General features: G+C 68.6%; 11 protein-coding genes. 5 read left to right on the top strand and 6 right to left on the bottom strand.

Going from position 1 to position 19254, the window contains the following annotated elements; genetic code table 11:
• Positions 1–37: 37 nt before the first annotated feature.
• Positions 38–1276, top strand: a complete 1239-nt coding sequence (locus tag OG394_RS14460; RefSeq protein WP_328995856.1) for an MFS transporter — start codon at positions 38–40, stop codon at positions 1274–1276.
• A gap of 306 nt (positions 1277–1582) precedes the next feature.
• Here the strand turns inward: OG394_RS14460 and OG394_RS14455 are convergent, their stop codons facing one another.
• The 5 genes from OG394_RS14455 to OG394_RS14435 form a co-directional block, all read right to left on the bottom strand.
• Entirely contained in the window at positions 1583–2578 is a 996-nt protein-coding gene (locus tag OG394_RS14455; protein ID WP_328995855.1) for an asparaginase, read from the bottom strand.
• 167 nt (positions 2579–2745) lie between these two features.
• A complete protein-coding gene (locus OG394_RS14450; protein WP_328995854.1) occupies positions 2746–4260 on the bottom strand; it encodes an ABC transporter ATP-binding protein in 1515 nt (504 codons plus the stop codon).
• The gene (locus tag OG394_RS14445) at positions 4257–4916 is read right to left on the bottom strand and encodes an ABC transporter permease (protein WP_328995853.1); all 660 of its coding nucleotides are present in this window, start codon (positions 4914–4916) and stop codon (positions 4257–4259) included. The genes OG394_RS14450 and OG394_RS14445 overlap by 4 nt, the downstream gene beginning before the upstream one ends.
• Positions 4917–5062: 146 nt before the next feature.
• Positions 5063–6031 carry an ABC transporter permease gene (locus tag OG394_RS14440; RefSeq protein WP_328995852.1) on the bottom strand — a complete coding sequence of 323 codons (969 nt, stop codon included), beginning with the start codon at positions 6029–6031 and terminating at the stop codon, positions 5063–5065.
• Positions 6028–7566, bottom strand: coding sequence for an ABC transporter substrate-binding protein (locus OG394_RS14435; RefSeq protein WP_328995851.1), 1539 nt, complete (start codon positions 7564–7566; stop codon positions 6028–6030). Before OG394_RS14435 ends, OG394_RS14440 begins: the two co-directional genes overlap by 4 nt.
• A 344-nt stretch (positions 7567–7910) precedes the next feature.
• On the opposite strand from OG394_RS14435, the gene OG394_RS14430 reads away from it, so the two are divergent.
• The 4 genes from OG394_RS14430 to OG394_RS14415 are packed head-to-tail and all read left to right on the top strand — an operon-like array spanning position 7911 to position 17890.
• Positions 7911–8591, top strand: a complete 681-nt coding sequence (locus OG394_RS14430; protein ID WP_328995850.1) for a thioesterase II family protein — start codon at positions 7911–7913, stop codon at positions 8589–8591.
• Between the two features lie 13 nt (positions 8592–8604).
• Positions 8605–15798: a non-ribosomal peptide synthetase gene (locus OG394_RS14425; RefSeq protein WP_328995849.1), complete on the top strand. Its 7194-nt coding sequence runs from the start codon at positions 8605–8607 to the stop codon at positions 15796–15798.
• Positions 15795–16808 carry a saccharopine dehydrogenase NADP-binding domain-containing protein gene (locus OG394_RS14420; RefSeq protein WP_328995848.1) on the top strand — a complete coding sequence of 338 codons (1014 nt, stop codon included), beginning with the start codon at positions 15795–15797 and terminating at the stop codon, positions 16806–16808. Before OG394_RS14425 ends, OG394_RS14420 begins: the two co-directional genes overlap by 4 nt.
• Entirely contained in the window at positions 16805–17890 is a 1086-nt protein-coding gene (locus OG394_RS14415) for a Gfo/Idh/MocA family oxidoreductase (RefSeq protein WP_328995847.1), read from the top strand. Before OG394_RS14420 ends, OG394_RS14415 begins: the two co-directional genes overlap by 4 nt.
• Here OG394_RS14415 and OG394_RS14410 read toward each other — a convergent pair.
• Complete coding sequence (locus OG394_RS14410) at positions 17871–19166, bottom strand: class I SAM-dependent methyltransferase (RefSeq protein WP_328995846.1); 1296 nt, start codon at positions 19164–19166, stop codon at positions 17871–17873. The genes OG394_RS14415 and OG394_RS14410 overlap by 20 nt on opposite strands.
• Positions 19167–19254: the final 88 nt, after the last annotated feature.

Below are 19254 nucleotides of genomic sequence, written 5' to 3'. Positions count from 1 at the left end.
GTCAACCTAACCCGTTGAACACTGTACAAGGAATGCCATGAATCAGCCCGCCCGACGCCCACTCGTGCTCGTCTATCTCGCCGTCTTCGGCGGCTACTTCGGCCAGCAGATGATCATGCCGATCCTGCCGCCACTCGCCCGCGAGCTCCGGCTCAGCGAGGTCCACCTAGGCCTGGTGATGACCGTCGCCGCGGCGATCGTCGTCCTGGCCAGCCCGTTCTGGGGCCGCCGTAGCGAAGCCCTTGGCCGCAAACCGGTCATCGTCATGGGCCTCGCCGGCGCCATCCTCGGCCTGACCGGGTTCGCCGTCGTGACCAAGTTCGGTCTGGATGGACGCTGGTCGTTGCCGGTCTTGTTCGGGTTGATCCTGGTCAGCCGCAGCTTCCTCTTCGGCGGCTTCATGGCAGCCATCCCGGTCGCCGCGCAGACGTACGTCGCTGACGTGACGTCCGACGAAAAGTCCCGAGTTCGCGGCTTGTCGTTGATCGGCGCGGTGACTGGTCTCGCGTTGGTACTTGGCCCGGCCATTGGTGGTTTGCTCGGGCGGTTTGGGTTGTTGATCCCGCTGTACGTCGCTCCGGCCGCGTTGGTTCCGTTGGCCGTGCTGGTGGCTCTGCGCCTACCGGCCGAGCCTCGGCATGCCGAGCGGCCGGTGGTGCCGCGGTTGAGCCCGTTCGATCGGCGGATCTGGCCGTTCTTGGTGATCGGGTTCGGGCTGTTCCTGTCGTTGGCGTTGATGCAGATGACGATCGGGTTTCTGCTGCAGGATCGGTTGGGGTTGACCTCTGAGCAGACGGCTCGGACTACCGGGTTCGCGTTGCTTTGTGCGGGGTTGCCGATGTTGGTGATGCAGGCGGCGGTGGTGCCGAAGCTCGGGTGGGCGCCGTTGCGGATGCTGCGGGTTGGGATTCCGGTGGCGATCTTTGGGTTCCTGCTGGTCGTTCCGGGGTTTGGGTTGTGGTCTGTGCTGGTTGGGCTTGGTCTGACTGGTGTTGGCTATGGGTTGGCGGTCCCTGGGTACACCTCGGCGCCGACGATGCTTGTGGAGCGGAACGAGCAGAGTGGGCTGGCTGGGCTGCTGGGGGCGACTACTGCGCTCACGTTCGTGTTCGGTCCGGTGGTGGGGACGTCGCTTTACCAGGTGTGGCCGGTGTTGCCGTACTTGCTGGCGGCTGGGTTGTTGGGTGTTCTGCTGGTCTTCGCTTTGGCGCATTCGTCGCTGCGCTCGCGCGATGCGGTCGAGGAGGAGGTCGTCGCGGGGCACCCGTCCCCCTGAGTTCTTTCGAACCGGCCAAGGGCGGCGGGCTATCAGGGGGATGGGTGGAGTCTGACCGGGTTTGCTGGCTGCGTGGCGCTACCGCGGCGAGTGGGGCCGTCACGGATGGGCGGCGGTGCATCTTCCCGAGCGGACTGGAGGTTTTCGGGCCCTGAAAACGTCCAGTGTGCTCACGAAGCTGCGCGCGGCCGCCAAGATACGTCAGATCGCCGGCTTTCCGGGCTGCTCCTCGTCTTTGTGGGTCAGCCGGACGTCTATTGGCCAGAAAACGTCCAGCAGGCTCACGAAGAAGGGACGCGGAGCCAGCTAGAGCGTCGGGCGGACGGTGCCGACAGGGGTGCCGCCGCCGAAGATGGGGACTTCGGTCAGTGCCGCGGCGGGCGATACGTCCAGGCCGGTCTTTGCCAGCAGCGCCAGCGCTAGTGCCGTGGTGGCGCGCGGGTTGCCGTCGATCACCTTTACTGCAACGGCGTGCCCGTCGGGAGACGCCATGGCCAGCACGCCCTCGGCGCCGCCCTTGGCGATTACGCCGGGGAGGAGTCGCATTACCTCGCTGTTGAGGTGGCCCGTTCCGCCTACCAAGGTGGGGTGGGTCCGCATGGCGTTTGCTACCTGCGCCTCGGGGCTGCCCGGCGCGGCGAGGGCCAGGCGGCCGAAGGCGCGAGCCAGTCCACGCAAAGGCAACGCGTACAGCGGAGCGCCGCACCCATCAACCGTCACCACCGCCGAATCGGCAGATCCCAAGGACTCCACTGGGCCTGGGGTGGACAGGCGGGATAGCTCAGACTGCACGACCGACTGGACGTGGGAGGCTGGGGATAGGTACGACGTGGGGTTGTTGCCGGAGGCTACGGTGGCGGCGAGCATGGCGGCGTGTTTGCCGGAGCAGTTCATGAGGATCCGCTCGGGTCCGCCGAATCCGCGGATCAAGCCGAAGCGCACGCCTTCGTTCTCGGGCCAATCCGGAGGGCAGCCAAGAGCGTCCTCGGTCAGATCGACCGACGCGAGGATGGCGCGGACGACCCGTACGTGCTGGTCCTCGCCGGTGTGGCTCCCGGCTGCTACCGCGGTCTGCGGGAGGTCGAGTTCGGCGCCGGCGACCAGACTTCCGACTGCCTGCAAGGGTTTGGCCGTCGATCGAGGTAGCACCAGTCCGTCGAAATCCCCGGCGCCGTACAACACCTCGCCGGAAGGAGAGAGTGCTACCGCCATGCCGAAATGACGGCTCTCGACGAACCCGTTCCGGACCACCTCCGCGAGTTGTGCGACGGAGTCGAGACGGGGTACGCCGAGATTCGCCATGCCCGCCAGCCTAAATCCCCGCCACCAGAGCCGCTCGACGGCCTCGACCCTCAAGTCACAAGGGCCCGATGAGCTGCGACGCGCCTGGTCACAAGGGCCCGATGAGCTAGGACACGCCTGGTTGCAAGGGCCCGATGAGCGGCGGGAGGGGGTCGCCGCCACTGGGGTCAGGTGGTTGTTAGGAGGTGGCGGACGCGGGCTTCTGGGGATTCTGAAGGCGGGAGGAGTTCGGAGGTTGGGCCGGTGCGGGTGACGCGGCCGGCGGACAGGACCAGGAGGCGGTTGGAGACGGTGGCGGCGACGTCGGGGTCGTGGGTGATGAGGACGATCGCGAGTCCCAGTTCGGTGCGGAGTTCGGTGAGCATGCGCAGGACGTCCGACTCGGTGACGGTGTCGAGGGCGGAGGTGATTTCGTCGCAGACGATCACCTCGGGACGGGCGGCGAGGGCGCGGGCGAGTGCGACTCGTTGCCGTTGGCCCCCGGACAACTCACCCGGCAACCGATCCGCCAACTCGAACGGTAAGCGGACAGCGTCGAGCAGGAGCTTCACCTCACCCGCATGCTCGGCGGCCGGCAAACCCCGCAGGCGCACCAACGGCCGTACCAAGGCGGTCCGCACAGTCTGCCGCGGATGCAGCGCCTCGGCCGGATTCTGGCCAACGAGCTGTACGGCGGCACGCTCGGCTCGCGTCCGACGATGGACATCCCACGCGAGCGCAGAGCCCTTCAGCACAAGCTCTCCGGCCCGCGGCGGATGAAGGCCTGCCAACGTCCGCGCGAGCGTGCTCTTGCCGACGCCTGACGCGCCCAATACCGCAAGGCATTCCCCGGCCCGTACGTCGAGATCGACGTCGGCCAAGACCGGCGTATGCCGTCCGTACGCCGCGACGACGCCGGACGCGCGCAATACGGGCGGCCCCGTCACACCGGTCGAGGCCGTCGTACAGGCTGAGACCAGCAAGTGCTTCGCGGCCGACGAGACCGGTCGATCCAGTACGTCCGCGACGGGCCGATCCTCGACGACGCGGCCCGCGTCCATCACGATGACCCGGTCCACCACGGTACGGACCGAGCCGAGGTCGTGCGTGATCCAGAGCAGCGCGACGCCTTCGTCGGAAAGGCGGCGCAGTTCGGCGACGACCTCGGCCTTCGCGACCAGATCGAGTGCGGTGGTCGGTTCGTCCAGTACGAGCAGTTTCGCGTCGCGGGCCAAGGCCGCGGCCATTACCACTCGCTGCTGCTGGCCTCCCGACAGCTGGTGGGGATACCGCGTGCTCAGGTCTGACGGCAGACCGACGCGCGCCAGCAGTGCCGCGACAACGCCCGCTCGCGCAGGCCGTGCCACCCGGCGACCTGTTGCCTGGAGCAACGTTGCACCAACTCGCGCGTACGGGTTGAGGGACGACCCCGGATCCTGGCCGACGTACCCGATCAGTCCACCGCGCAAGCCGGGCGGCGGAGTCGGTAGCGAGGCGATGCCGTCGACCAGCAACGACCCGTCGGCATGCCGTACGCCGTCGCGCAGATGTCCCAGGATGGCCATCGCCAGACTGGTCTTGCCCGATCCGGACGAACCAGTGATCGCCACGGCCTCCCCGGCGGCGAGCGCGAACGACACCCGGTCGACGATCGACCGGCCGCCGGCGACAAGATGCAGGTTGGTTGCCTCTAGCAACGTCATGCGAGCAACCCCCGCGATCGATGGGCCACACGGTCCGAGATGAGGTTGGCCGCGATGGCCAGGAAGGCGACGCCCGCGACCGGCATCAGCAGGGCCCACGGTTGCAGGGCCGCGCCGGGCAAAGCCTCGACGATGAGCAGACCCCAATCCGAGTCCGACGTACTCAGGCCAAGGAATCCCGCTGCCGCGACCAGATAAACGGCGGCCACGAACCGGATGCCGAGATCGGCAAGCAACGGCCCTGCTACCAACGGAAGGATCTCCCGTCCAAGCAACCACGCCCAGCTTTCCCCACGCGCGATCGCGTTCTCCACATGGGCGCGACCAGTGACCTGAGCCGCGGCGGATCGGGCAACGCGCGCCGACAAAGGCGCACTCGTCAGAGCGACGGCCAGCACCAACCCGGTCCGATTCGGCAAGACGGTGAGGCAGAGCAGGAGCAGCAAGATCGGCGGTACGGCGGCCACGGCGTCGAGTGGTCGCATCAGCAGCGCGTCGAGCCAACGGCGTCCGGCAGAGGTCAACGCCGCCAGCAATCCCGCGATGGTGCCCGCGAGAGTCCCGGCCAACGCGGCCACGAGACTCGTCAGCAGCAACGGCCGACCGCCATGCAGCAATCGCGACAACACATCCCGGCCCAGGTGATCCGTACCCAACCAAGCATCACCAGACGGTGGCGAAAACGGCGGCCCGACTGGGTGAGTAGCGGTCGCAGGCGCAATCAAGGGACCGACCAGAATCAGAAGAACCAGTACGCCGAACAACACCCACCCGCCAGCGACTACCCAACCCCGCACGCGCGTCATCCCACCCCGCCCGTCCGGAGCCGCGGCGTCAACGCGATCACCGCCAGATCCGCTAACACCAGCACCGCGAGCGTCGCAGCGCCGAGGATGAGCACCAACGCCTGCACCACCGGCAGATCCCCGGTCTGCACCGACGTGACGAGCAGCTCGCCAACCCCCGGATAGCCGAACACCTTCTCCACCAGCACCGCGCCGCCGACCATGCTCACGCCGGTCATCAGCCAGACCTGTACGGCGATCGGCAGCACCGACGGGACCACCGCCGTACGGATCACCTCGCCCTCGGTGCGCCCGCTCAACCGCAGGAACTCGACGTACGGCGCGCGCAACGTGGATGCCGCGGCCGCGCGGATAATCCGCGTCGCGTAGGCCAATCCGACAAGCAGCAGGCTCAGCACCGGCAAGACCAGCACCTCGGGTCTACTCAATGGACTGGAGCCCGCTGGGATCAGCGAAACGGCAGGCAAGAGCCGAAGGGTCACGGCGAGCACGAGCACCAGGAATCCCGCCACCACGAACTCGGGCAACGACACCAGCAGCAGGGATCCCGACGAGATGACCCGGTCGGTGGTCCGGCCCCGACGCCACGCCGCCAGCACGCCAAGCCCGAGCGACAACGGGACCAGGCAGGCGATTGCCAGACCGGCGAGCAAGGCGGAGTTGCCGATTCGGCTGCTGAGCAAGGTGCTGACTGGCTGTCCGACCGAGGACCTGCCGAGATCGCCGTGCGACACCCCGCCCAGCCAATCGCCGTACCGGACCAGGACCGGGCGGTCGAGCCCGAGCTCGGTGCGGATGGCGGCGATGCGTTCGGGGGTCGCCGTCGGGCCGAGGCGGCTGGTGACCGGATCACCCGGCAGCAGCTCGACGCCGACGAAGACCAGGAACGACAGTCCAGCGAGCAGGAACACGTCGGTCACCAGCCGGCCCGCGATCTGCCGCAGGACCGGATGGGCCGCCGTCACGCCAGGCCGGCCTTGCCGAGATACGGGTATTTCGCCTGGCCGCGGACCTCGACTCCGGCCACGTTCTTCCGGGCGATGCTGAGGGTGTCGGCCAGACCCCAGACCACGGTGTTACCGCGATCGGCCATCACGTCCTGGACCGAGACCCACGCGCGCTGCCGTTCCTTCTCGTCGACCGAGGCGAGCGCCGTCGTGACCGCGCCACGCAGCTGGTTGTCCGGCAATCCGAGGGTCGGATAGGCGGCAAGTCGGGTGTAGGCGACCAGCAGCGGGATGGCGCCGATCGAGAAGACGATGCCGTCGGTCTGGCCGAGCGCCTTCACGTCGAAGAACTCCGGCACGCCGACCACGTCGGCCTTGACCGTGATGCCGATGTCCTTGAGCTGCTCGGCCAGGAGCTGGGTCGACGCGTTGTAGCCGATCTCGTACTCGGCCGTCCGGAAGGTGACGGTGGCGCCCTCGATCCCGGCGTCCTTGACCAGCTTGCGGGCCTCGTCGACGTTGCGCGCGAGCGGCTCGCGGTTGGAGAAGTACTTGCTACCGGCCCCGAAAAGGTCGTTCGCCGGTTCGCCGTACCCGAGCAGCACGCTGTCGACCAGCGCCTGCCGGTCGATGCCGAGCCGGACGGCCTTGCGGGCGCGAGGATCGCGGAACGGCGCCCGGGTCGCGTTCAGCACGAACCCGAAACCGACCCGGCCGAGATCCCCGGCGGTCCGGATCTCCAGGTCGGGGCTGTTGGTCCCGGTTTTCGCCGAGGTGTACGGGATGTCGGCGGTGTAGTCGGCCGAGCCGGTCAGTACGGCGTTCACCTTGGCCTGGGGATCGGTCAGGCTTGCCAGCACGATTTCGTCGGCGAAGGCCGGGCCATCCCAGTACTGGTCGAACTTCTTCAGCCGAGTCTCCCGCCCAGCGGCGAACGCGGCGACCCGGTACGGCCCGGTGCCGATCGCCTTGGTCGCCGTCACTCCGCTCTTCACGATTTTCGCCGGGAAGGCGGCCAGGAGCAGCGCGGGATCGCCCACGGCCTGCCGGGTCGGCACCTGCAGCGTCAGCTCGTCGACGACCTTCGCTGCCGCGAAGTCGAAGTACGCGGAGAGCTCGCTCGGGTACGGCCGTTGCGGGGCGGACATGTACTTGAAGCTCGCCAACACGTCCTGCGCGGTGAACTTCGAGCCGTCGTGCCAGACGACACCCTCGCGAAGTTTCAGCACGAACGAGCGGCCGTCCTTGGCCGGAGTGGCCGACTTCGCCAGCGCGGGCGCGAGCTCGTTACCCCGGAAGGTGAACAGCGAGTCGAACACCACGTCATGGCGGACCAGGTCGACCGGAGCGCCACCCGCGAACGGGTCGAGCGATTCGGTCGCACCGCCGCCGGTGAACACCGCCCGCAACGTGCCGCCCTGCCGCGGGGTGGCGGAACCGCTCGCCTGCACGGGCGCGCTGCCTGGCTCGGAGGCGTTACATCCGGACAGCAGCACGCCGGCGCCCGCGGACAAACCAGCGGACAGCAGCAGCTCACGTCGAGTGAGCGACATGGGGAACCTCCAGGGCGGGGGAGAGGCGAGATCTAAGCCGACCTCTAGATGATAATGGTTTTCATAACCTATAGTCTCCAGGGTGCAGCCCGCACGGAGTGGCCGCAACCGCCCCACGGTTGCACACCGTTCAACAAAAAGTTAGGTTAGCCTAAGTCCCAGAACGTCGCAATGGAACGGCCGGAATTCACGCTGGGGAGGCCGTTCCAGCTGCGATCTCGTCGCGATTCATCCGCCAAGGAGTCGCCCAAATGTCGCCCGCCCCTGCCCGCGCCACAGCTTCGAGCACATCGTGGATCAGCTCTGAGTGGTTCCGATGTCGGCAGCCGCGTCCGCACAGCCGGATGCGGCTCATCTGCCTGCCCCACGCCGGTGGGGCCGCGAGCTTCTTCTCCGATTGGTCTGCCGCGTTACCGGCTGAGGTCGAGGTCCAGGCCGTTCAGTACCCCGGCCGCGGCGACCGAATCGCCGACCCGTGTATCGAATCGATGGATGAGCTGGCACCGGCCCTCGCCCGGGCGATCCGCCCGCTGGCCGACCGGCCGATCGTGTTGTTCGGCCACAGCATGGGGGCCGCCGTCGCCTACGAGGTGACGAGGCTGCTGCAGGGCTGGGGGATTCGGCCCGCGCACCTTTTCGTCTCCGGCCGGCATTCGCCGGGTGAGGTCGTCCCCGGTGAGGTGCATCGTCGCGATGACGACGGCCTCGTCGCCGACCTGGTCCGGCTCGGAGGTACGGCGCCGGAGCTGCTGAGTTCGCCGGAGATGCGGGCGTTCTTCCTGCCCGCCATCCGGTCGGACTACCGGTTGGCCGAGACCTATCGCTGGTCACCCGGTGCCGAGCCGGAGTGTCCGGTGACCGTCTTGCTGGGGGATGCCGATCCGGAAGTGACGCCGGCCCAGGCCGAGCGCTGGGCCGAGCACGCGCCCGGGGGTATCCGGATCCACCAGTTCCGTGGGGACCACTTCTACCTGGTCCCCGAGCGCGCCGCCGTGCTCGATCTCGTCATGTCGTCGTCTTCTTGAGGTGGGGAAACCGTTGTCGTACGAACGTGAGGCCGTCACGACCGCTATCACCGAATTGCCGGCCCGGCTGGCCGCCGTACTCGATCTCGAGCCGGCGTCGATCGGTGCCGAGGACAACCTGATCGAGTTGGGGCTCGACTCGATCGCGCTGATGCGACTGGCCGGCGCCTGGCGCAAGGCCGGTCTCGACATCGCCTTTGCCGATCTCGCGAGTACGCCGACCCTGGCGGCCTGGCAGTCCTTGCTAGAGGCAACCATCCCGGTGTCACACGTTGTCGCGGGGCCGACGGTTGACGAGTTCGTGCCGTTCGAGCTGGCGCTCATGCAGCACGCCTATTGGGTCGGGCGGGCCGATGGGCAGCAGCTCGGCGGGGTCGCCGCGCACTTCTACGACGAGTTCGACGGCACGGCGGTGGACCCGGATCGGCTGGAGCGGGCCGTACGGCAGGTGCTGGCTCGTCACGGGATGTTGCGCGTGCGCGTTCTCGACGACGGTCGCCAGCAGATCATGCCGGAAAGCCCTTGGCCCGGCCTTCGCTTGCACGACTTGCGGGAAGTCGCAGACGTCGACGCGGCACTCTTGACGTTGCGGACGACGCTGTCGCATCGCTCGCTCGACATCACCAGGGGCGAGGTTTTCGACGTCCAGCTCTCGCTCTTGCCTAGCGGCGCCACCCGGGTACACGTCAATCTCGACATGGTCGCGGCCGACGCGCTCAGCCTGCGCGTGCTGCTTGCCGACCTCGCGCGCTTCTACCAGGGCGAGACGGTCGAGCCGATCAGCTACAGCTATCCGCAATACCAGGCGGATCGTCGCGCCGGCGAGTCGGTTGCCGCCCGCAACTACTGGCAGGATCGCCTCGCCACTTTGCCACCCGCCCCGCAACTGCCGGTCCGGTCCGACGTCAGCGACGCCACGAAGGTTCTTCGTCGTCACCGCTGGCTTGACCCGGAATCCCTGCACCGGCTGGAAACCCTGTCGCGCAAGCACACTTTGACGCCCGCGATGGCGCTCGCGGCGGTCTTCGCCGAGACGTTGACCGCGTGGAGCGCCGAGCCGGATTTCGTACTCAACCTGCCGCTTTTCGACCGGGAACCCGTTCATCCCGAGGCCGGTCAACTCGTCGGTGATTTCACGTCGTCGGTCCTGCTCGCCTGGGACGGCGGCACGCCTGGCACCTTCGCGGAACGGGCCGCGCGCTTGCAGGAACGCTTCCACGCCGACGCCGCCCATACGTCGTACTCCGGGGTCGAGGTGCTGCGCGATCTCAGCCGTACCAAGGGGGAACGGGTGCTCGCGCCGGTCGTCTACACGAGCGCGCTCGGCCTTGGCGAGTTGTTCCCGGCGGAGGTGCGGGAGTGCTTCGGCGAGGCGTCTTGGATCATCTCGCAGGGGCCGCAGGTCTGGCTCGACGCGCAGGTCACCGAGTTGAACGGCGGTCTGCTGGTCAACTGGGATGCTCGCGAGGACGCCTTCGCGCCGGGTGTGCTCGACGCCATGTTCGAGGCCTATAGCGCCTTGCTCGACCGGCTGCTCGCTGGTCCCGAGGCTTGGGCCGCTCCGGTCGCCGCGCTGCTGCCGACGCGTCAGGCCGACGTACGGGCGCAGGCCAACGCCACCTCCACGCCGGAGACCACCGATCGCCTGCATGACGGGTTCTTCCGTAATGCTTTGGCCAATCCGACCGCGCCCGCGTTGTTGTGGGGCGACGACGGCGCGCTGACGTACGGCGAACTGGCCGCGCAGGCGCTCGCGGTTGCCGGGCATCTCGTTGCTGAGGGCATCGAGCCCGGCTCAGTGGTCGCGGTGTCGCTGCCCAAGGGGCCGGAGCAGGCTGTCGCGGTTCTGGGCGTCCTCGCGGCCGGGGCGGCGTACCTGCCGATCGGGGTCGACCAGCCTGCGCTTCGCCGGGACCGCATCTGCAAGGCGGCCGGAGTCCGCCTTGTCCTGGACGGGCCGGTCAGCGGTCAGCCTTTGAAGGCGCCGCGCGATGGTGACGAGTTGGCGTATGTCATCTACACCTCCGGTTCGACGGGTGAGCCCAAGGGCGTCGAGCTGACGCACGCGGCCGCGATGAACACGATCGCGGATCTCAACCAGCGCTTCGGTCTGACCGCTGACGATCGAACTCTGGCCGTATCGGCGTTGGACTTCGACCTGTCGGTGTTCGACCTGTTCGGTGCGCTGTCCGCGGGCGGTGCCGTGGTCTTCCCGCGCGAGCACGAACGCCGCGACGCGACCGCTTGGGTCGAGCTGATCCAGCGCTTCGAGGTCACGGTCCTCAACTGCGTTCCGGCTCTTCTCGACATGACCCTGACCGCGGCCGAGGGCACTCCGTTGCCACTGAAGCTGGTGCTGCTCGGCGGTGATTGGGTCACGATCGATCTGCCCGACCGACTCCACGCCGTCGCGCCCGAAGCCCGATTCGTCGGCCTCGGCGGCACCACTGAGACGGCCATCCACTCGACCGTTCTCGAGGTGGACGAGGTGCCGGCGCCCTGGACCTCGGTGCCGTACGGCGTGCCGCTGAGCAACGTCGCTTGCCGCGTGGTCGATGCCCTCGGCCGGGACTGTCCCGACTGGGTCCCGGGCGAACTCTGGATCGGCGGATCGGGCGTTGCACGCGGCTATCGCGGTGATCCCGAGCGCACCGCGGACCGGTTCGTCACGGTCGACGGTCGGCGCTGGTACCGCACCGGCGACCGCGCTCGCTACTGGACCGACGGAACGCTCGAATTCCTCGGCCGGGCCGACCACCAGGTCAAGGTCCGCGGCCACCGGATCGAACTGGGCGAAATCGAGTCGGCGCTCGGCGCCTTCCCGGCCGTCGACCAGGGCATCGCCTCGGCCCTCGGCCCACGCACTCTCGGCGCTGCGGTCACCGGACAGCCCGATCTTGCCGAACTGAAGGCGTTCCTGGCCGAGCGGTTGCCCACGGCAATGATCCCGGACCGCATCGCCGTTCTACCTAAGTTGCCGTTGACCCCTAACGGCAAGATCGACCGGCCGGGCGTGCGCGATGTGCTGCTGGCGCTAGGCCTTGGCGACGAGGTCGTCACGCCGCCGGCCGGTCCGGTCGAGACGGTTGTCGCGGCGGCCTGGTCGGACCTGCTCGGTATCGCGGGCATCGGCCGGGAGCACGACTTCTTCGCGATCGGCGGCGATTCCCTGCTCGCCACTCGCCTCGTCGGCAAACTCCGGGCGGTTGGTCTGGAAGGCGTCACGCTGTCGGCGTTGTTCGCACATCCCGTGCTGGCGGACTTCGCCGCCACGCTGCGGTTTGGTCAGGCGCGGACGGAGCGAGCGCTCGTCGCCGATCCTGCGTCGCGGTACGAGCCGTTCCCGCCGACCGACGTGCAGCGCGCGTACTGGCTCGGTCGTGGCGAGGGCTTCACGCTTGGCGGCATCGGCTGTCACTTCTATCGCGAGTACGACGTGGTGGATCTCGATGTCGCCCGGCTCGAAGCCGCTGTCGACAAGTTGGTACGACGACACGAGATGCTGCGGGCGGTTTTCGATGCCCAAGGCAACCAGTGCGTGCTGCCGGAGGTGCCGGCGTTCAAGGTCGAGGTGCTCGACACCACGGTGGAAGGCCTTCGCGAGGTTGCTTCGCATCAGGTCTTCGATCCGGCGCAGTGGCCGCTGTTCTCGATCAAGGTCGCGGGGACTCGGCTTGCCGTGGGCATGGACAACCTGGTGCTCGACGCCTTGAGCATCCTGCGCTTCTACACCGAACTGTCCGAGCTCTACGAAAAGCCAAACCAGGACCTGGAACCGGTCGGCATGACCTTCCGGGATTACGTCGTCGGCGCACCACCCGAGCCGGCCGCCGTCGAGGCCGCTCAGGCGTACTGGGCGGACCGGGTGGAGGACCTGCCACCCGCACCTCGTCTGCCGTTGCGCATCGACCCGGCCGAGGTAAACACGCCACGGTTCACCAGGCGCGAGACCGTGCTCGACGCGAAGCGGTGGCAGGCCATCACCGAGCGGGCGCGGGAGCACGGGCTGACGCCGTCGGGCGTACTGCTCGCCGCCTTCGCGGAAGTCCTCGGCCGGTGGAGCACGAGCCGCGAGCTCACGCTCAACCTCACCTTGTTCGACCGGCGCGAGGTCCATCCGGACGTGGGGCGCGTCATGGGTGACTTCACCTCGTTGCTGCTCGTCGGTCATCGTCCCGAGGCGGGCGAATCGTGGCTCGCCACGGCACGTCGTACCCAGGGAGAGCTCTGGGCCGCGCTCGACCATCGCGAGGTCTCGGCGGTGCAGGTGCAAAGGGATATCGGCCGGAAGACCGGTGATACCGGATTCACGATTCCTGTCGTCTTCACGTCGGCCCTTGGCGTTTCCGGTGGCGAACTGGCGGCGCCGGGAGCGCCGTTCGCGGATCAGGTTTGGGGTGTTTCGCAGACGCCACAGGTCTGGCTCGACCATCAGGTGACCGAGGTCGCGGGCGGGATCAGCCTGAACTGGGATGCCGTTGAGGAGTTGTTCCCGGACGGGCTGCTGGACGCGATGTTCGCCGCCTATGGCGAGTTGCTGGATTGGCTGGCCTCGACTGACTGGACTCGCGATGTGCCGGACCTGCTGCCGGCGTCCCAACGTGCCATCCGTACGACGGTCAACGCGACCTCGGCGGCGCAACCCAACGGCCTTCTCCACCAGGCGTTCTTCGACCACGCACGCAGCAATCCCGACGCCATTGCGATCACCTGGGACGGCGGTCAGCTGACGTACGGCGAGCTCGCCACGAAGGCGTTGACCGTCGCAGGCGCTCTGGACATCCGGCCCGGCGAGCCCATCGCGGTGACCTTGCCGAAGGGCCCGGATCAGGTGGTCGCCGTACTCGGCGTCCTCGCGGCAGGCGGCACCTACGTCCCCATCGGGATCGACCAGCCCGCCGCACGACAGGAACGCATCCACCGGCTGGCAGGCGTACGCACCGTCCTCGACCACCTACCGAGCGGCACTCCTCTCTCCGGACCGGTTGAGGTGGATCCGGCACAGCTGGCGTACATCATCTTCACGTCAGGCTCGACCGGTGAGCCCAAGGGCGTCGAGATCAGCCATCGCGCGGCGCTCAACACCGTTGCCGACATCAACGACCGGTACGGCGTCGGGCCGGCCGACCGGATTCTGGCCGTCTCGGCACTGGACTTCGACCTGTCCGTCTACGACATCTTCGGGCCGCTCTCGGCCGGTGCGGGACTGGTCACGATCGAGGAGGACGGCCGTCGCGACGCGCGGCGCTGGTTCGACCTGGTCAGCCGGCATGGCGTCACCATCTGGAACAGCGTGCCCGCCTTACTCGACATGCTGCTGGTCGTCGCCGACGCCGACAGCGCGCGCCTCAGAGTCGTACTGGTTTCCGGCGACTGGGTCGGGCTCGACCTGCCCGGCCGGTTGCACGCGCTCTGGCCGGACTGCCGGTTCATCGCGATGGGTGGCGCGACCGAGGCGTCCATCTGGTCGAACGCGTTCGAGGTGGACGAGGTCGATCCCGCCTGGCCCTCCATCCCGTACGGCTTCCCGCTGCGCAATCAAGCCTTCCGCGTTGTCGGGCCGGACGGTCGCGATTGCCCGGACTGGGTAGCGGGCGAGCTCTGGATCGGCGGCGCGGGTGTGGCCGAGGGGTATCGCGGCGCCCCGGAACAGACGGCCCGGCAGTTCGTTGCCGTGGACAACGGTCGGTGGTATCGCACCGGCGATCTCGGTCGGTATTGGCCGGACGGCACGCTGGAGTTCCTCGGCAGGGTCGACCAGCAGGTGAAGATCCGCGGCCACCGGATCGAGCTCGGCGAAATCGAGGCGGCGCTCGTCGATCACCCGGCCGTCGGTTCGGCCGTCGTGACCGTGGCGGGTACGGGTTCGGCTCGGCGCCTGGCCGCGGCCGTCGTACCGGCTGTCGCTCCGGCACTGCCCGCCGGCGGTACCGAGGCGTCGGGCAAGACCGAGGCGTGGCGTTCGACCGCTCGCGAGTTGGAGGCTCGTGCGGTCGAAGACGTGCTGGTTCAAATGCTCGAGCTGCCGGCGCCGTCGACCGCTATCGAGGAGTTCCAACCCGTCCTGCGGATGTGGCTGGACTGGCTCGTCAACCGCAAGGTGCTCAGCTACGGGGATGACGTCTACTCGGAGGGCCCGGAGCTCGGCGCCACTGAGGTGACGCTGGCGGTCGGCGGTTACGCAGGTCTGATCGGCCGCGCGCACCGGCGTCTGCTGGAACGGCTGGACGACTACCGCGGCATCCTCGCGGGCCGCGTGGACGCGTCGATCCTGCTGGACGACGACATCCTCGCGCCGTCGAACCTCGCGGCGGCCGACCAGGGCGCCGAGGCATTCGTCGACTACCTGACCACGGAGCTGGACCGGTCCGACGTGATCGCTGAGCTCGACGGCGACGGGCGTACGGCGGCTGCGCTCGGGGCCTTGGGGTACGACGTGGCGCACGTCCAGACGGATGGACGCGTGCCGGCGGAGCTGCTGCACTCGTTCGACGCGGTCATTGTGGCGAACGCGCTGCACCGCTATCCGGATCACAGCCAGGGTCCGGCGCTCGCGTCCCTCCTGGTCAAACCCGGCGGCCGCCTGCTTGGCGTCGAGCGGGTCGAACTCACCCCGGTCGCGATGCTCACCGCGGCCCTGCTCGACCGTGGCCGTACGGCGATGCTGCCCGGCGCGGGCTGGATCGACCGGCTGGCCGAGGCCGGTTGGACCGACGCCCGGCACGAGTCGATCGCCGACTCGTTCCTGGTCACGCTGGCAGCGACCAAGTCGCACTCAGTAAGGCTGGACTGCCTCACGCAACACGTCGCCGCCAGGCTGCCCGCCCACATGGTGCCCGAGGTCGTCGAGGTGCTGTCCTGGTTGCCGCTCAGCGCCAACGGCAAGGTCGACCGCTCGGCCGTCGCCGCGCTCTGGGCCGACGAGCCGGGCCCGGAGGCGACGATCGACGAGCCGGTGGGTGAACTCGAGCAGACCATCGCTGCCCTGTGGTGCGAGCTGCTCGGCGTCACCAGCTTCGGGCGGCAGCAGAGCTTCTTCGACCATGGCGGCGACAGCCTGCAGGCCACTCGCTTCATCGAGAACGCCCGTCAGCGCCTCGGCGTGGAACTGCCGTTGCGCGAGATGTTCACGGCCCGCACCCTCGCGGCCGTCGCGGCGGCCTTCGCCGAGTTGCTCGGCGACGACACCGAGGAGGGCGTCCTGTGATCGGCATCCTCGGCGGCACCGGCGAAGTCGGCCAATCCGCTGCGGCGGTGCTGTCCGCGCACGACCTTCGCGTTGGCAGCCGCGCCACGGGCGTCGACGTCACTGACGAAGAGTCCCTAGACCGTTTTGTCGAGGGCTGCACCGTCATCGTCAACTGCGTCGGCCCGTCCCACCAGTACTCGGCGACCGTCGCCAGGGCAGCACTGCGAGCGGGTGTCGACCTGGTCGATGCCGGCGGCGACGAACACCTCCGAGCCGCCCTTGACGACGGCGCTCGCACGGCCGGCCGCCGAATCGTCCTCGCCGCTGGCGCACTTCCCGGACTCTCCGGCGTCCTACCCCGATGGCTCGCGGCAGACCTGGGCGCGATCGACGACCTGACGGCGTACTTCGCCGTCGCGGACCGTTTCACCAAGGCCGCCGCCGAGGACTACCTGGAAGGCGTCCTCGGCACGGACAACGAGCCGCTCGCGGCCTGGCGCAATGGCCGGGCGATCCCCGACGCGTTGCGCCGGGAGCACAACCTCACCCTGCCCTACCTCACCGACCCGGTCGCCGCTTTCCCCTTCCTGGACGGCGAATCCCGTCAACTCGCGCGAGACCTCGACCTCACCAACGGCACCTGGCACAGCGTCATCGAAGGCGACCATCTCGTCGCCGCCTTGGACCGCGCCCGCGGTCTCACCCGCGCCGAAGCGGTCGATGGCGTGTGCCGCGCGGCCGCGCTCGACCTGGCCGGCCGGACCGCGCGTACGACGTTCCTGGTGGAAGGCCGTCATGCCGGCCGAACCCGGACCGCCGTACTCCGCGGTCCCGGCATCTCCACTCTCACCGGCGCCATCGCGGGCATCACCGCGAGCGCGATCAACGACGTGCCGCCTGGTGCGTGGTGCGCGGCGAACGTGCTCGACCCGATCGCGACTATCGACCAGCTCCGTCCGATTGCGCGTGTCGCCGCGTTGGAGGCGGCGATCGAGGACTTGGTCGTGGTCGAGGAGGGCGCGCTGTGAGCAGGCGCCTGCGCGTTGTCGTGTGCGGTACGACGTTCGGCCAGTTCTACCAGGCCGCGGTCAAAGCTCTTGCGGACGAGTTTGAGCTCGCGGGCATCGTAGGCCGAGGCAGCGAGCGAACGATGAACTGCGCCCGCCGGATGGGCGTACCGCTCTACCGGTCGCCCGACGAGGTCCCGGCCCAGGTCGACGCGGCCTGCGTGGTGGTCCGGTCCGGCGTGATGGGCGGTTCCGGCAGCGAGATCGCGCGCGAATTCCTTACCCGAGGCATCCACGTCTTGCAGGAACAGCCCGTACATCAAGGCGAATTGGCCGACAACTACCGGGCGGCCCGCGCGACCGGTACGACGTACCGCTTGGGTGATCTGTACGTCCACCTACCCGCCGTACGACGCTTCGTCGCGGCCGCGCGCGCCTTGCTTGCCGAAGGCCCGGCGTCGTACGTCGATGCCGCGTGCTCGATGCAAGTGGCGTTCCCGCTGTTGCACCTCCTCGGCGACGCGCTCGGCGTACTGCGCCCGTGGCAGGTCATTGCCGTCGGCAACGAGGCGCCGATGTCCGTGCTGCACGGGACGATCGGCGGCGTACCGCTCACGCTCCGGATCCAGAACGAGGTGGACCCGGACGATCCCGACAACCACATCCACCTGCTGCATCGCGTGACCATCGGTACGTCGAGCGGCAGCCTCAGCCTGACGGATACGCACGGGCCGGTGCTGTGGAGTCCGCGCCTGCATATCCCGGCGGCTGTGCGCGAGCGGTACGACTTTTTCGGCGCGGGTACGGACCACCTGGCCGACGCTAGTTCCATTGCCCTCGGCCCGGCGACACCGGCCAGTTACCGCGAGGCGTTGTCGCGGCATTGGCCGGCGGCGATCGGCGCGGACCTGCTCGCGTTCCGGGCCAGCATCCTGGGGAGTACCTACCGGCCCGAGCAGTACCACCTGACGCTCAGCCGGATGTGGCAGGACGTGACGAGCGCCCTCGGCTATCCGGCGCTACGCCCGGGCCAGGGCCACCAGCCGTTGCCGGTGGGCGCACTGGCCGCGGCCGTCGCGGGGATCACTGATGGCGATCGCTGAGATGCCGTCGCGCGAGGAAGAGGCGTTGGCCCAGTGGCGCGAGCGGGTGGTCCTCGGCGGGCAGCACCGCCACGACCTCGGTCGGAGCGAGCACGTCCAGCCATTGCGAGCGGGTCAGGAACATCGCATCCCGGGCGTCCGTCGTCTCGGTCATCATGAAGGCCTGCGAGATGAGGATTTCGTAGTGCTCGCGGGTCGGCTCGGTGATGATCATCGCGCCACCCGGCACCAGCAGACTGGTCAGCTCGCGCACGGTCTCGTCGGCATTGCGCGCGTTGTTCAGCACGCCGGCGGCGATGATCAGGTCGAACCCACCAGCCACTTGCTCAGCGGCGGGTCGATCGATGTCATACAACCCGAATCGCATCCAGGAATGCTCTGCGAGCCGCTCGCGAGCGATGCCGAGGAAGAAGTTCGACACGTCGGTGAAGAGGTACTCCGTGGGGACCGTGCCGATGCCGTCGATCACCGCGTCCGTGGTGGCGCCCGTGCCGGCACCGACCTCGAGCACGCGCAGCGGCCGGGGCAGCGCCTGCACGGCGGCGGCCACGGCGGCATTGAGGTAGCGCGCGGTGATGGTGTCGCGGTAGACCGCGTCCGCCAGATCTGTACGGCCTTCGGGGAACAGCAGCAAGGCCGCCTGCTGCTCACCGGTCACCAGCTCCGGCAGCCGGTCCGCGTTGGCCCGCAGGTAGTCCACGAACGCCCCCGAGCCCAACCCGCCCTGCCACGCATCCCGCGCCCGCTGCCAAGCGGCGCCGACATCTGTTGTGCGACTGGGGTTTTTGGTCAGCGCACGCAACCACCGCTGCAGCACGACCCGATGCTGCGCAGGTGCGGACAACGCCTTCATCACCGTCTCGATGCCGTCGGCAGCTGTCACCCCGTGCCGATCGAGCAGCGAGGACATCGACCCGAGCACCGCCTCATCCAAGGCGTCCAGAAATTCGCGCACCCGCGCGGGATCGACCACACCAACAGCGTGGTCCGCTGCCGCGCTCATCACCTCGGCAAGGGGAACCTCCTCCACTGGCACGTGCTCGATGGTCGCGCCGAACACCTCGGCCGCGCGGGCCTCGGCGCCGGGTGCGGGAGTCGGCCCGTGGTGGCTGACGTGCCGCAGGGCGCTCAGGTCGGTGATCGGCGCGGCCGGCTCGTCGCACAGCCGCCACAACAGGCTGGACGGCAGTCGCAGGTGGGTCGCGCCCTCGCGCTCCAGCTGGGCGAGCACCCGGGCGGGTTGTTCGTCGGCTTGCACGGAAATCTCGGTGAACACTCGGAACGCTCCTGGAAATGGTCCGTCTTTGGTCACACCTTAAGCGCCTGGATGTGTTGATGACAACGCCGCGAAGTTATTTCCCGGA

Source organism: Kribbella sp. NBC_01245, assembly GCF_036226525.1.
Classification (GTDB): Bacteria; Actinomycetota; Actinomycetes; order Propionibacteriales; family Kribbellaceae; genus Kribbella.
This window is presented reverse-complemented; position numbering and strand designations above follow the sequence as displayed.

Bases quoted from the DNA above. Each gene is read 5' to 3' on its own strand.
- OG394_RS14460 (WP_328995856.1), top strand. From the start codon at position 38: ATGAATCAGCCCGCCCGACGCCCACTCGTGCTCGTCTATCTCGCCGTC.
- OG394_RS14455 (WP_328995855.1), bottom strand. From the start codon at position 2,578: ATGGCGAATCTCGGCGTACCCCGTCTCGACTCCGTCGCACAACTCGCG.
- OG394_RS14450 (WP_328995854.1), bottom strand. From the start codon at position 4,260: ATGACGTTGCTAGAGGCAACCAACCTGCATCTTGTCGCCGGCGGCCGG.
- OG394_RS14435 (WP_328995851.1), bottom strand. From the start codon at position 7,566: ATGTCGCTCACTCGACGTGAGCTGCTGCTGTCCGCTGGTTTGTCCGCG.
- OG394_RS14430 (WP_328995850.1), top strand. From the start codon at position 7,911: ATGCGGCTCATCTGCCTGCCCCACGCCGGTGGGGCCGCGAGCTTCTTC.